Origin of the sequence: Okeania sp. SIO2C9 (assembly GCF_010672455.1) — a bacterium.
Lineage (GTDB): Bacteria > Cyanobacteriota > Cyanobacteriia > Cyanobacteriales > Microcoleaceae > Okeania.
Map to the genome: position 1 here is coordinate 17316 of NZ_JAAHGO010000090.1, position 14507 is coordinate 31822.

Genomic DNA, 14507 nt, shown 5'->3' on the forward strand with positions numbered 1-14507 from the left:
ACCCGTCCGCAATTGGTAGCTCCCCCGGAGGAGGAACATGAGATAAAAAATTACTGCCAAAGTTCCCTTTTCAAACCTCAAAAGTAATTATTGATTATTAATTGCTGTTTGCATATAATTCCGTTTGCAAAGCATCTCCGTGGGAAAGGAAGTGCTCAATACTAATACCATTTCTCAAAAAATTTTCTATATTTTATTGAGCAGGGGAGTAGGGGAGTAGGGGAGTAGGGAAGTGAGGGAGAAGTAAAAATAAGAATAATTAACATTAACGCAAGCTAAAATTAGTAAAAAAAAGTTATTCAACTTGTGTTAATTACTTAATAACTGAAGTGTTACTCAAGTATAACGTTACTTTTGGGAATTGGTATAATAGTTGAATCCTTACAAATTAGGGAATCAAAAAAACACCTAAAATGATTAAATAAATATCTGTAAATATGAAAAAACTGATTACTTTTCTGCTGCTATTTACTATGGCTGTAATTTTACCAATTGGTTGTAGTAATAATAGTCCTAATGCTCCAGAGATTAGCAATAATAATGTCCTGAGTATTTATAATTGGTCAACATATATTGCTCCTGAAGTAATTACTGAATTTGAAAATAAATTTAATGTCAAAATTCAATACGATACTTATGAAAGTAATGAAGACCTCTATGCCAAAATTAAGCCAGGAAATCCTGGTTATGATGTAGCTTTTCCCGCTGATTATATGGTGGAAATTATGGTGTCTGAAGGATTGCTAGAAGAACTGAATCAGGAAAATATTCCTAATATGAAAAATCTCAATGATAAATTTATTAATCCTCCTTACGACCCAGAAAATAAATATAGTATGGCTTACCAATGGGGCACAATGGGAATAGGCTATAACATCAAAGCTACTGAAGGTGAAATTAATAGTTGGTCAACTATGTTTGACCCTAAATTTAAAGGCAGAGTTGCTCTATTAGATGATATGCGAAGTAGTTTTGCAATTGCCTTAATTTCCCTTGGTTATGACTCGAATACAACTAACCCGAAAGAAATTAATGAAGCTAGAGATTTTCTGATTAAAAATAAAGAGGCGATCGCTGCTTTTGCGCCTGACACTGGTCAAAATTTATTAGACCAAGGAGAAGTAGATTTAACCTGTGAATGGAGTGGGGATATTTTCCAGATTATGAAAGAAAATCCCAACCTTCGTTACGCTATTCCCAAAGAAGGAAGTATTCTCTTAACTGATAATATGGTTATTCTTAAAGGAAGTAATAATAAAGAGCTTGCAGAAAAATTTATCAACTTCATTCTCGAACCAGAAATAGGGGCAAAAATTTCAAATTTCATTAAGTACGCTACCCCAAACCAAACCGCAAAAGATCGAGGTTTAATCGAAGCTGCCGATTTGAATAATCCTGCCATTTATCCCCCACCAGAATTATTTGCAAAGCTTGATTATATTCAAGACCTTGGTCAAGCAACAACTCTATACGATCAAGCTTGGACAGAAGTTAAATTAGGAGTTGGTAATTAGTAATTTTTAGCCCAATTTTACCGAAAAATTGTGGGTATGCGCCTCCCCTTTTAAGGGGATAATAAGCGGTCGTTTGCGGAGCAGTCCGTTAGGATGGGATGGCGTTTGCTACCGCAAAGCTTTCCGTTCCGGAATGCTACCGCAAACGCTAACAGCGGAGCGGCTCTGATAAGAGCGGGTCTCCTCGCCATATCCAATCGACTCCTGTGAAAAAAAAATTTTCATGAATTTGTCAATCCTCTTCAATTCATAGAGAGGTAATTATTCATTATTCATTATTCATTATTAATTGTTGAAAGAGAGATTTATATTAAGCAGGGAAGAGGGAATAGGGAATAGGGAACAGGGAACAGGGAAAAGTAGGAAAAAAATTTCCCTGTCTAAAAATTATGTAAGCATTTCCTGCGGAATGCTGCGCAAACAACAGTCAGCTATCAGCTATCAGCTTTATTACCTTTAAATAAGAAAAAAGCAATTTTATCAAAGCTTCAGAGTACGAATCTCTAGGTTAAGAATGTAGTAGAAATTAAACTAATACTTGCTTCATTAATTAAAAGTCTGTTTGTGCAACATGGCCTAAGAATAGCTGACCGCTAATAGCTGAATGCTTACAAAATTATTATCAAAATAATTGGATCTAAAACCCCGCTTTTTAAGGCGAAATATTTTTGGAGGGAGGCTTAAATCCCCGTTACAACAGTCGAAGCAAAGGTTAGGACAGATCAAAAACTTAAAACTCAGACAAGGTAATACTTTTCCTTCTTCCTTCTTCCTTCTTCCTTCTTTCTTCTGCTATACAAAAATAACTTCTGTACGGGCGAATGGCCATTCGCCCCTACTGACTTCTGACTTCTGACTTCGTTAACAATCTATGTCCTAACCTATCTATTTATTGCTACAAATTTGTGTTCGCGTAGCGTTACACTAGCAAAACAAAAATCCCCCGTTATCATCTTTGATTTGACCGAAAAATTTGGGTAGTTACGCCTCCTCTTTTAAGAGGATAAAAAAAAGATAATTCCGTATTTCAAGCCTCCTTATTGCAGAGGTACTGATAACTGATAACTGATAACTGAAATGACGGTGGAAGTGTCAAATAACTTTCTCTATGTTCCAGTTCTGTTATGAGCAAAAATTTGGTACTAAACCCTGCTTTAATTATACAGAGTATTTCAAGTTGATAAGATACAGTAACAACAATTTTTCGACTAATTTTACAGCACTTTTTAAGATGGTGAGGTACAGTTCAATATTAATCTTTACCTAATAATTAAGGTTTAAAACTTCTCCTTTAAAGGAGAAAAAAGCGGTTGAGGGATGGCGAAGTCCCCTCGCCATATCCAATCAACCAAGACAGCGGTCGTTTGCTTCGCAACGCTGTCGCGTTTCGCGTCAGCGGAACGGAGTTCTCTCTTCGGAGCTTCCCGTAGGGTGGGATGGCGCAATTCGGAGCGGCTCTTTCAAGAGCAAGTCTCCTCGCTGGCCGACCATCGACCAAGAGAAGAAAAAATTTTCATGCTCCGCGTCAATCCTCTCCTTGAAAAGAAGAGGTAATTGTTAATTATTAATTATTAATTATTAATTATTGAACCCCTACTCCCTAAAAAAAAGGAATTTTGTACCTCACGCTTCTTGGGAATTATATAGCAATGATATAATTGAGTAGTTAAATAATTATATTTATGAAGGCAAAACTATAATGACTTTCAAAATCCTTAGTTTAGATGGTGGTGGAATTCGTGGAGTAATTGCAGCACGAATTATGATATAAATTTAAAAACAAATTAAAGAACAAAAAGGTCAATCTTTACATGAATATTTTGACTTAGTAGCTGGTACTTCCACTGGCTCAATTATCGCAGCGCTAGTTGCTACAGGAACAGACAGCGCTAATATTCTCAAACTATATCAGGAAGAAGGAATCAATATTTTTCCATACCAAAGTTGCTTGTCGCCCAAAAGATTACCCTTAATTTTGAAATATGGAATTTCTGCTCCTAAGTTTTCCAATGAAGGCTTAATTAAAGTCTTGAAAAAATACTTTTTACCACAAGATGGAACAGCAATTATACTTGAGGAAATTAGTGAAATAAACTTATTAATTGTGGCTTACAATATGTTTTTGGAATCTCCGACTATTTTTGTAAATTCTCATCCAGAAATACCTATACAGACGATTTGGTATGACAATCTCCCTCTGTGGGAAATTTGTACTAGTTCTTCATCAGCTCCTACTTATTTTCCAGCTTATGAATTGAAAAATGGAGATTTGAGTCTACCACATATAGATGGAGGAATAGCAGCAAATAATCCCACATTAGTAGCAATAACCCATGCAATTAAACTAGGTCATAAACTAGAAGATATTTCGATAATTTCCATTGGCACAGGTGAAAATAGTCAGCCATACAGTTATAAGCAAATAGTAGAATGGGGACTAGCTGAATGGGCAATCAAACTAATTAATATATTGATGAATTCTCAGTCTTCAGCTAATAACCTTGTAGCAGAACAAATTATGTCTACAAAGAATCCTGAAGGTTACTTACGTTTACAGTTTGAATTAAATAATGTTTTTCAGCAAGGAACAGATCAGCAAAAGGTAATTAACTCTTATATAAATGAAGAAGTAAGTGAAGCGATAGATGATGCTAGAGAAGCTCATATTAATCAACTAATTAGAGTTACAGAAGCATTTATTGAGCAAGGAAAAGTTGCTTATTTAGACTTAGAATATCAAGTAAATTATCCCTTAGTTAAAGAAGCGATCGCTCGTTTTATTCATATTAATTAGTAAATGATAAATCTGTAGATCTTTGGTCTAGATAAAACTAACTTCTGTAGGTAGAGCGAACAAAAAAAATTGGTAGTGGTGCATAGTAATAGTAAAGGGAGTAGAGGAACAAGGGACAACTGGAGTGGAAAAAACTGTGAGTAGGAAAAAAACCAAAATACATCCTCTTTCTTTTAATTGGAGCTGAAGTAATAACAGCTGACATTATTAGGTAATTTGTCCTTAGTTCAATCAATACCATTACCCTTGCAGGACTGCCAAAATATTATACAGTATCATTTTAAATGCTTGAAAAATATCAGACTTTCTGAAAATATTAATTGGCATTTATTGGCTGGCAAAAATAGGGATTATCCCTGATATATATTTCTATATATGTTTCAATGGTTATACCATTTTCAAAAAAGAATGTTATGAATTATTTGGGTAATTACAAAGACTTTACAGAATAATTAAGGTAAAAATCCTCTCCTTTAAAGAAGAAACAAGCGGTCGTTTGCTTTTGCTTCGCAAAACTGGCGTAACGCAACGCTGACGCGAAACGCGTATCTCGGAACGGAGTTCTCTCTTCGGAGCTTCCCGGAGGGTGGGATGGCGCAATTCGGAGTGGCTCTGTCAAGAGCGGGTCTCCTCGCCATATCCAATCGACCAAGAGAGAAAAATTTTTCCTTTCAGTCAATCCTCTTCTTTTCAACAGGGTCATTTCATTCTAGATTTTGGCAATGAATTTATTGATTTTCAGACGGCGAAAGATAAATTTCCTAGAGCTTGAAATAACGTGGTTTTGTCAATACATAAACTGGCACACTTTAGAATGAAATAGCCCTGTCTTTTCAAGGAGAGGTAATAATTAATAATTAATAATTAATAATTAATAATTAATTGTTGAAAATAGATGTCCCTTTGACTATAAATAAAAGATAAGTTCCGATCTAAAAAATAATATCGAAGCCATTTATTCTGACTCCTGACTCCTGACTCCTAAGAAACAACCTACCTATTTGTAGCAAATATTTATCAAACTGGAATTAATCATAATAATATGCTATCTCAGACCGTCAAACTCATCAACATTTCCAAAGTCTTCAAAAGTCAAAATCAAAAAAAATTTATCGCTGTAAATAACATCAATCTCCAGATAGAAAAATCAGAATTTTTTTCCATACTAGGTCCTTCTGGGTGTGGTAAAACTACGACATTAAGAATGATAGCTGGTTTTGAAGTACCCACATCAGGAGAAATTTATATTCAAGGCAAACTAATGGGAAATAGTCCGCCATTTCATCGCCCAGTCAATACAGTTTTTCAGAATTATGCTTTATTTCCCCATCTAACAGTGGCAGAAAATATTGCCTTTGGATTAGAAATGGAAAATCTCCCGCGCCCAGAAATAAATCGTCGGGTAACTGATACTTTAACTCAAGTAAAATTAACAGATATGGAAAAGCGTTATCCCCGACAATTATCTGGTGGGCAACAACAAAGAGTTGCCTTAGCAAGAGCATTAATTAAACAACCAGAAGTGCTATTATTTGATGAACCTTTGGGTGCTTTAGACTTGAAATTACGCAAAGAAATGCAGTTAGAATTAAAGCAAATGCAGCAAAGGTTAGGCATTACATTTATCTATGTTACTCACGACCAAGAAGAAGCTTTAACTATGTCTGACCGGATAGCAGTTATGCACCAAGGAGAAGTTTTACAAGTGGGAACTCCGGTGGAGATTTATGAACAACCAAAAACTCGTTTTGTGGCTGAGTTTATCGGGGAAAGTAACTTTTTAACTGGGCGAATAACTGCACATCAAGAGGATAAAAGTTTGGTGTTAGTAGATGAAGATTTGCCTTTATTAATACCCTCTGTCAATCGTCTGCCAATAGATACAATTATTACCTTAGTTGTCAGACCGGAAAAAATAGAAATTTACCCATCAACTTATACAGAAGAAGCAGATTTTTCAGCGATAGTAGAAAATATTGTTTATATTGGTACGGATACTCGTTATGTTGTGCGTTTAACTGACAAAACTAAGATAGTTATCCGCAGACAAAATATTAATCCTTTTCATCTCAATCAATACGCTATTGGTGAGGCAGTTAAAGTTAATATTCCTGTGGAAAATATTAGTATACTGGAAGAAAATTTATCAGAAAAAGAAAGGTTGAAGCTGGGAAAAAATTAGCATTTTAGTTGAAGTTTCAATCCCTAATCGGGATTTACACAAATTGCAACTTTGTTGTAGATTTTTGTTTGACATCCTCCCCGGCCTAAAGGCACGGGGATTCCTAGCGAGCCGTAACTCCTCGGCGGGTTGACGTCTCACAGGCTGCTGCTACCGTAGGCGGTAGTCTTACACTTGCCTCCACGTCCGTTTCTTGCTCCGCGTTCCCTTGCGCCTTTCGGCGGCGCGGGTTCGGTGCGCTTTTTTGTCTCCGAATGCCCAAGGAGCGACTAATATATTTATCGCTGCGTTTTCGTCTCTATCGTGTTTGCTGCCACAGTTTAGGCACTCCCATTCTCGTACTTGAAGGTCTAACTTGCCACCTTTGAATCCACAGCTAGAGCAAGTTTGAGATGTTGGTTCCCAACGATTAATTACTCTGAAATCGCGACCATATTTTTCTGCTTTTCCTTCTAGGAATGTTCTGAAAGTTCTCCATCCTAAATCGGATATAGCTCTGGATAATTTACGGTTTTTTACCATACCAGAAACATTCAAGTCCTCTAAAACAATTGTTTGGTTTTCACGAATTATTTCAGTGGATAATTTATGCAGAAAATCAGTTCTTGTATCTTTCAGTTTTGCATGGAACTTAGCAACTCTAACCCGTGCTTTTTCATACCTTTTAGAGCCTTTAGTTTTATGAGATAATGACTTACTTAACTTTCTTAACTTATTAATTCGTTTCTTGAGTGGTTTAGGAGCATCAACTTTTGTACCATCGCTAAATGTAGCAAAAGTTTTAATACCTAAATCTATACCTACTGAATTATCAGTTTGAGGTAAGGTTTCTGGTTGTATTTCTACTACAAAGCTCAAGAAATATCTATGAGCTGAATCTTTAATTACTGTTACTGATGATGGAGCAGCAGGCAACTCTCTTGACCAGACTATTTTCAGCTTTCCTATCTTGGCGCTTCTAAACTTTGTGTTGACCAACTTTAAATCCTCATGCATGTAAACCTAGCAGTTTGCTTTGACTTTCTACTTTTAAATTTCGGAGGTTTAACAGGTTTACCTTTTCTCTGACCTTTAGTCGATTTGAAAAAGTTTTGATAAGCCTGGTTTAAATCATTTAAAGATTGCTGTAATGGTATAGCAGAAACTTCTGACAACCACTCTCTATTTTCAGTTTTTTTGGCTTGAGTAATAAAAAGCTTTTGCAGCTCAGAATTAATGGGTTTCTTTTCTCCTGAAGTATGCTTTTCTTGGCAGCAAGCTAGACTATCATTCCAAACTACACGGACACAACCAAATAGCTTGGCTAATTGGTGTTTTTGCCCCGTTGTTGGATATATGCGATACTTAAATCTAGCTTTCATAATTCCTATTTAAACTAACAGTATGATAACATATTTATTAAAAAAAAACAACCAAAAAGTCGCCCGCTTATGGGCGAGGCTTTAAACCCAATTTTTTGGTAAATTGCTGCTCCATGTTTCAATCCATAATAGGGATTTAGACAAATTGCAACAGCAGGATTTTAGAACCCTGGCCATATTTAATTTTCAAGGTACATTTGCGAGGTAAACCTATAAATCTAGCATTTCCAGCCACAGCTACACAATAGACAACAAAAAAAACAGCCCAAATCCTTGCCAAATAAGCATTTACTCAATTGCGACGATCGCCTATACTTCTCCAAAAAACTAAAAACCTTGCCCAGACTTAACTTCAGCCATTTTGTTTCACCCATTCTCTTGTACAGCTACCCATCCGCACAAATCAGCCCCTCCTGTCAAACTAAGCATCAACAAGATGGCCAGTCCGGAAACTATTAAAAAAAACAGGATATATTAATAGGAGTAACAAATTAAACAAAACTCTTGACAAATCACAGTTAGTTTGATATATAAAAACCAGAGGATAAAATTAAATGGAATTAGGCGTAAAGAGTACCACACAAGTATTAGAAGTTGCAGATTCAAGAATTACTGAATATTTTCAACGCTCCGAAGGTCAATGGCATTCAGAAAGACGTTATTATACTTTACCCGAAGGAAATACCCAAGAAATTGTCAGTCATTTAACAATTAAATTTCTCGATCTAGGAAGTCCAGAACTTACAGAATTAGCCAAACTCCATAAACTACATAATCCTGAAACAGCTATGATTTGTGGTTCATTAGTCAGTTGGCTTAGTCAAGATTCTGTATCAGGTAAGAAACAATCTGAAGGCTCAACAATATTCGGAGTTCAAGGCTTAATGTTGTATCGCGATCGCGGTTTTGCCACAAGTAACCCCATCGTAGCTGGATATCATCTATCTGACCCTAACACATTATGTCTCAGAACAGAGTACAATGGGTCTGTATTTGAGGAAGAAATTAAACAAATCGGCCATAAATACCGGACACGGCAAACTATTATTTCCCGTGCGGGCGAACAAAAAATGATTGGTCAATATCTAGAAAAGCGTATATTAAATAATCAGAAAAAGTGAAGCGACGGAATTTTTTAATCGGAGCTACAGCAATAACTTTAGCTGAATTTTTAGCAGGATGTGAAGGTCAGGGAGATTTAAACATTCAACTGTTAAAAAACACTATTCCTGCTCAAATGGTGTCAAAGTTTAAGAGGGAATTAACATCTCAGCCTAAATTAAACTTTAATCCTCAAGAAAATTTAACAGAATTATTTTCTCTGCTGCAAAGTTGGCAGAGGAAAATTTTATTAGAAAAGCAAAAATCATCTGCAGAACAAATAAAAAATATAAATATTGCTAATCTCGTTACTTTAGGAGATTATTGGTTAGCAAATGCCATTAAACAAGAACTAATTCAACCTCTTAATTCTGAAGCTTTACAAAATTGGAATAAATTGCCAGAAAAATGGCAAAAGTTAGTTAAGCGTAATAATCAAGGTTATGCAGACCCCGAAGGAAAAATTTGGGCAGCACCTTATCAGTGGGGCACAACATTAATTGCTTATCGAGTTGATAAATTTAAAACTTTGGGATGGCAACCTACAGACTGGAGCGATCTATGGACAGAGGAGTTACGCCATCGATTTTCTTTGTTAGATCAACCTAGGGAAGTTATTGGTTTAACTCTGAAAAAATTGGGTAAATCTTATAATGTTAAAAATCTTAGTAAAGTTGAAAATTTAAAATCGGAACTGGTTAAACTAAACCAACAAGTTAAATATTACGCTTCCAATAATTATTTACAATCTCTAATTACTGGAGATACTTGGTTAGCTGTTGGTTGGTCTAACGATATTTTACCATTGGTTAAAACACGGAAAGATATTGCTGCAGTAATACCTAAATCTGGTACAGCTTTATGGTCTAATTTATGGGTAAAACCTGCTGCTACTGTTGAGACTTCCTTAACAGAAAAATGGATTGATTTTTGTTGGGAACCTCAGATAGCAGAACAAATGTCTCTGATAACTCAGACTACCTCTCCAATTATACCCGGGATAAATCCAACTGAATTGACTTCAGAAATTAAAGATAATTCTTTGCTATTGCCTCCAGAAGATATTCTAGAAAAAAGTGATTTTCTCTATCCACTGGCAGATAGTACTATTCAACAATATAAGCAATTATGGCGAGAAATTCGTCAACCTGTGGAAAGGTAATACCAAATTGATAAATGTTTGCTACAAATAGCTAGGGTATTTCTTAGGAGTAAACCCACCCCTCGCCCCTCCCCCTCCCAGGAGGGGAAGTCAGGAGTCAGGAGTCGTATGGGAATGGCTTTAATGGCAGTTTTTAGGTCTGAATTTATCTTTTTAATCCATGAAGCATCTCCTATGAAGTATTTTAATTGCTCTTATTATTCGTAACATTCTTTTTTTAAATTGGTATAACAAAGCCCTCTAGCGATATTACATCAAATCCGTTGGCTTCGGAGTAATATAATTCTATTGATCGTCATACAATGTGTAAGGGCGAATGGCCATTCGCCCCTACAGTTCTTTAATACTGAATAACACCGATGCTACCGGATTTGATATTACATCAAATCCCTTTGATTGGAGATAAAACCTAAAAAAACGACGGGAGGAAGTTAGCCAGGGTGATTTATCCCCTGGTTGAATAACGACACGCGGGTTTTAACCCGGTGTTACTTTCCGGTTTGGTTTTCGATGTATTTCCTAATAGTTTCTGTTGAAGCATTACCAGTAGTTGCACAGAAAAAGCTTGGTGTCCACAGAGTAGGCAATTTCAGCAATCTGGGAAATTCTTTTCTCAAGTGATGAGAGGCTCTACCTTTGACTCGCTTGATAATTACAGAGGGTGCAAAAGTTGGGTCAACCTCTAAAAACAGGTGTACGTGGTCTGGCATGATTTCTAGTGCGATTAACCGCCAGTCATGTTCAGTGCATAACTCAAAAATTATCTCTTGTAACCTTTGTTTGACTTGACCTATGAGTACAGCTTTTCTCCGTTTTGGACAAAAGACAAAGTGGTAGTTGATTAATGTAACTGAGTGGGGATTTCTTCTATATTCATCTGGTTTTTTCTTTCCTACGGAATGCTGCGCAAACATCAAATCTGTAGACATAATATGTTTAGTAGTACTATTATATCTACAGGAGGTAAATCAAATGTATGGATGTAAGCAACATCTAGTTAATAGCACGCCAGAAATTATAGCAGTCCTGGAATATATTTGTACTGAGGCCAATAAATTAACAAATTGTGGGATTTACTATTGCCGACAAATGCTGTTCAAAGCAGGGAAGTTTTTAACTAAAGCTGAATTAGATTTTCAGCTTAAAAGTAATCCACATTTTAAAGCCATGAGGTCTGCTTGTGCCCAACAAACTTTGCACTCAGTGATTGAGTCTTTTAACTCCTATGCTAAGTTAGCCTCCATGTATAAAAATGGTGAGTTAACAGAGAAACCGAGACCACCAAAGTACCGTAAAAAAGGAGGTTTGGCAGTTGTTAGCTATCCTGCGCGTTGGGTTAAGCTAGTCAATGGAATGCTAAAATTTCCATTAGGTAATCAGGTAAAGGCATGGTTTGGCATTGACCATTTCCTATTGCCAATGCCAAGTAATCTAGACTTGAAACAGATTAAAGAATTTAGGTTTGTACCCAGAAATAACTGTTTTTATCTAGAATTTGCCTATAAACAACCAGAACCAGACCAAGCTCAACCCATAGCAGAAAATGTCTTAGGTATTGACCCAGGAGTCAATAACTGGTTAACCTGTGTAAGTAATGTAGGTAAGGCTTTTATAGTTGATGGCAGGAAGGTAAAATCTCGTATGGCAATGGTACAACAAGCAACTAGCCAAGATTAAGCAAGGCAAAGCAGGATATTACTGGGATGAAAAATTGGCTGCTATAACCGAAAAGCGTAACCGCCAAATGCGTGACAATGTGAATAAAGCAGCTAGGTTTGTCATTAACTGGTGCTTAGAGCATCAAATAAGTACCGTCATATTTGGTTGGAACAAAGGTATCAAAGACGGAATTAATATCGGTTCCAAGAATAACCAAAACTTTGTGCAAATCCCAACAGCTAAGTTAAAAGCTAGAATAGCTCAATTGTGCGAACAATATGGAGTTAAGTTTATAGAGACTGAGGAAAGTTACACAAGTAAAGCTAGTTTTTTAGATGATGATTTTCTGCCGACATTTGGTGAAAAACCCGAAAGGTGGGAAGCATCAGGAAAGCGTGTAAATCGGGGCTTGTATAGTTCAGCAACAGGACAATTAATTAATGCAGACTGCAACGGGGCAGCCAACATTTTGAGAAAAGTAGCAACACAGCTAGAAATAAATCTAGCCAAGGTTTGTAGGGAAGTTTTGATGCTTCCACAACGACATAAGTTAGATTCTCTAACTAAAAAGTATCGTAAGCAGTGCGTTGCGTGGCTTTAGCCCGCACCCATCACATCCGCTTAGAATCTAGGGTGTTTTAACCCCTAGAGACATCAAAATTCCCCAATCGTCATAACTACGCTCATCAAAGTGATTATCTCTCCTCCTGTACGTCGCCCTACCGACGGCTACCCTACCTGAGTTCCCCTCCTGGGAGGGGGAGGGGCGAGGGGTGGGTTGACTCCTAACTACTTAACCAATCTATAACTGTTTAACCAGATTTGATATTATTTGCCTTTCACTTGTGCTTGTTCAATGCAAGCCATCAGCTTTTGGACTAAAACCTGAACGTGAGGTTCAGCTGCCATCGAGACATGAGTACCAGGAACCCAATAAATCTCTACAGGTTCAGCAGAAAATGCACTCCATCCCCAATCCGGAGCACTCACATTTTCAGGAAGAGATTCAGAGACCATTTTACCTGTCATTTTCTCGAGAAAAATCTGACTTTTTGTTTTGTTTGAGCTGCTATTGGTATCAATTCCACTGCGAAACAAAGCAATTTTAGTAGGGTAAATTTCTTTTGGAAAATAAGAACTCTGGAAATTTGTCTTCATTACTCCCAGATAACCACGAAGTTGCTTGATGCCAAATCCAGAAGGAAAAATATTGAGTTCTTGGAAGTTCTTGTAGATGTAGTTGAATTGCTCATCGGGAGTGAGTTGTTCGAGTGCTTCGTAGTATGCTTCCATATCTTTGCCCAACATGAGATCCTTCCCCAATATAGTACTTAGGAGATCGCTGATGAGAGTCAGCCAAACAGCATCGTTCAAACCCTCCATCAGATTTACATGCTCTTCTTCAGGAACTGGTGCATTAGTGTCTAGAATAGCTAAGAGAGCCACCTCCTGTCCCTGTTTTTGTAACTGTTGAGCCATTTCACAAGCGACCTTACCACCGAAAGAATGACCTCCTAAAAAATAGGGACCTTGAGGCTGAATTGATTGTATTTCTTTAATGTTGTAGGCAGCTATGTCCTCAACTCGTGTGAAAGGCTCTGATTCTCCATCAAGACCAACGGCTTGCAAAGCATAGCAGGGTTGGTCTGAACTAAGATGGCGAGCTAAGTTAGAATAGTAAATGACGTTACCTCCACCTCCAGGTAGCAAAAATAAAGGTGGCTTGGAACCATGAGGTTGAATAGTTACAAGGGCAGACCAGGAAGAGGAATCTGTTGACTGGAGAATATGGGCAAGTTGTTCGATTGTTGGAGCTTGGAATAGGGTTGCTAGGGGTAGATTTTTGCCAAACTGCTTTTCAATCTGAGACATCAGCCGGACAGCAATCAGGGAATGACCACCAAGATCAAAGAAGTTGTTGTGTATACCTACCTGTTCTATTCCCAGCACTTCTGCCCAAATTTGTGCTAAGGCTTTCTCGGTTGTAGTCTCAGGAGCCACATACTCCGTTGACAGACTACTGGTATGATCCGGTGCGGGCAATGCCTTGCGATCTACCTTACCATTCGGTGTCAGTGGTAATTGCGACAACATTACATATCCCGATGGCACCATATACTCTGGCAACCTGGACTCCAGATATTCTCTCAACTGCGGTATCAGTTGCTTTCTGAACTGGGAACTCAAGGGATTATTCCCATAATTATGCCAGTTACCCGCTAACACTGATTTTTGAGTCAGCGGTGTTAACACCATTCCCTCTTTTGCTAACTCACTGCGCACAAATACCCCATCCATCAATTCTGGACTACCTTGTGCAGACCAACACAATTCTAAATTATACCCTAAATACGAACTTAGTTCATATAACCTCTCTGGGTCAATGCTCTTGACTTGCTTTGACTCTAACTTTTGCCTCAACTGCTGTACATTCTGTTTTGATTCTGGCTGTGATAGCAAATCTACCAACTCTACATCATTAGCCACTCTGCCATTTACTAAACCACTAAAGCATATTGATTCTGGCTGCTTTTGCTGCAGATATGTTTCTATCTCCTCATAACTCATACCTGCTCCACTTTCTACAGTCGGTTCTATTACTGATGTTGGTTGTGCCTCTATGTGCAACAGCACGCTATAGCGATATTTGGTCAGTTCATTGTTTTCCCTTCCCCTCTGTAAACGTATCTGTACATGAGTTATTTCTGGATGTTTTTCTTTGAGAGCTACAAAC

The 14507-nt window shown here is 37.3% G+C and carries 11 protein-coding genes; 7 read left to right on the top strand and 4 right to left on the bottom strand.

Features of this window, described 5'->3' with window-relative positions; genetic code table 11:
• Positions 1 to 437 precede the first annotated feature (437 nt).
• From F6K23_RS34950 to F6K23_RS34960, 3 genes are all read left to right on the top strand, one after another.
• Positions 438 to 1514, top strand: a complete 1077-nt coding sequence (locus F6K23_RS34950; protein ID WP_293165024.1) for a PotD/PotF family extracellular solute-binding protein — start codon at positions 438 to 440, stop codon at positions 1512 to 1514.
• 1783 nt (positions 1515 to 3297) lie between these two features.
• Entirely contained in the window at positions 3298 to 4308 is a 1011-nt protein-coding gene (locus F6K23_RS34955) for a patatin-like phospholipase family protein (protein WP_293165037.1), read from the top strand.
• A 1042-nt stretch (positions 4309 to 5350) separates the two neighbouring features.
• The gene (locus F6K23_RS34960; protein WP_293165026.1) at positions 5351 to 6490 is read left to right on the top strand and encodes an ABC transporter ATP-binding protein; all 1140 of its coding nucleotides are present in this window, start codon (positions 5351 to 5353) and stop codon (positions 6488 to 6490) included.
• A gap of 168 nt (positions 6491 to 6658) precedes the next feature.
• On the opposite strand, the gene F6K23_RS34965 is transcribed toward F6K23_RS34960, so the two are convergent.
• Positions 6659 to 7468 (bottom strand): RNA-guided endonuclease InsQ/TnpB family protein, encoded by an 810-nt coding sequence (locus F6K23_RS34965; protein ID WP_367267906.1) that lies wholly within the window; start codon positions 7466 to 7468, stop codon positions 6659 to 6661.
• Positions 7469 to 7470: 2 nt separating this feature from the next.
• Positions 7471 to 7851: a helix-turn-helix domain-containing protein gene (locus F6K23_RS42445; RefSeq protein WP_367267907.1), complete on the bottom strand. Its 381-nt coding sequence runs from the start codon at positions 7849 to 7851 to the stop codon at positions 7471 to 7473.
• Positions 7852 to 8405: 554 nt separating this feature from the next.
• On the opposite strand from F6K23_RS42445, the gene F6K23_RS34970 reads away from it, so the two are divergent.
• Complete coding sequence (locus tag F6K23_RS34970) at positions 8406 to 8972, top strand: phycobiliprotein lyase (protein WP_293165028.1); 567 nt, start codon at positions 8406 to 8408, stop codon at positions 8970 to 8972.
• Positions 8969 to 10114 carry an extracellular solute-binding protein gene (locus F6K23_RS34975; RefSeq protein ID WP_293165030.1) on the top strand — a complete coding sequence of 382 codons (1146 nt, stop codon included), beginning with the start codon at positions 8969 to 8971 and terminating at the stop codon, positions 10112 to 10114. Before F6K23_RS34970 ends, F6K23_RS34975 begins: the two co-directional genes overlap by 4 nt.
• A 488-nt stretch (positions 10115 to 10602) precedes the next feature.
• On the opposite strand, the gene tnpA is transcribed toward F6K23_RS34975, so the two are convergent.
• On the bottom strand, positions 10603 to 11028 hold the full coding sequence (tnpA, locus tag F6K23_RS34980; RefSeq protein ID WP_293165039.1) for an IS200/IS605 family transposase: 426 nt from the start codon (positions 11026 to 11028) through the stop codon (positions 10603 to 10605).
• Positions 11029 to 11086: 58 nt separating this feature from the next.
• Here tnpA and F6K23_RS34985 point away from each other — a divergent pair, with 58 nt between their 5' ends.
• Positions 11087 to 11791 carry a transposase gene (locus tag F6K23_RS34985; protein WP_293165032.1) on the top strand — a complete coding sequence of 235 codons (705 nt, stop codon included), beginning with the start codon at positions 11087 to 11089 and terminating at the stop codon, positions 11789 to 11791.
• A gap of 34 nt (positions 11792 to 11825) precedes the next feature.
• Positions 11826 to 12374 (top strand): transposase, encoded by a 549-nt coding sequence (locus F6K23_RS34990; RefSeq protein ID WP_293165033.1) that lies wholly within the window; start codon positions 11826 to 11828, stop codon positions 12372 to 12374.
• Between the two features lie 227 nt (positions 12375 to 12601).
• Here the strand turns inward: F6K23_RS34990 and F6K23_RS34995 are convergent.
• A partial coding sequence (locus tag F6K23_RS34995; RefSeq protein WP_293165035.1) for a non-ribosomal peptide synthetase occupies positions 12602 to 14507 on the bottom strand: 1906 nt, incomplete at its 5' end.

What these genes read in the sequence shown, in the direction of transcription:
- F6K23_RS34950 (WP_293165024.1), top strand. Translation starts at nt 438, where the DNA reads ATGAAAAAACTGATTACTTTTCTGCTGCTATTTACTATGGCTGTAATT.
- F6K23_RS34960 (WP_293165026.1), top strand. Translation starts at nt 5,351, where the DNA reads ATGCTATCTCAGACCGTCAAACTCATCAACATTTCCAAAGTCTTCAAA.
- F6K23_RS42445 (WP_367267907.1), bottom strand. Translation starts at nt 7,851, where the DNA reads ATGAAAGCTAGATTTAAGTATCGCATATATCCAACAACGGGGCAAAAA.
- F6K23_RS34970 (WP_293165028.1), top strand. Translation starts at nt 8,406, where the DNA reads ATGGAATTAGGCGTAAAGAGTACCACACAAGTATTAGAAGTTGCAGAT.
- tnpA (WP_293165039.1), bottom strand. Translation starts at nt 11,028, where the DNA reads ATGTTTGCGCAGCATTCCGTAGGAAAGAAAAAACCAGATGAATATAGA.
- F6K23_RS34985 (WP_293165032.1), top strand. Translation starts at nt 11,087, where the DNA reads ATGTATGGATGTAAGCAACATCTAGTTAATAGCACGCCAGAAATTATA.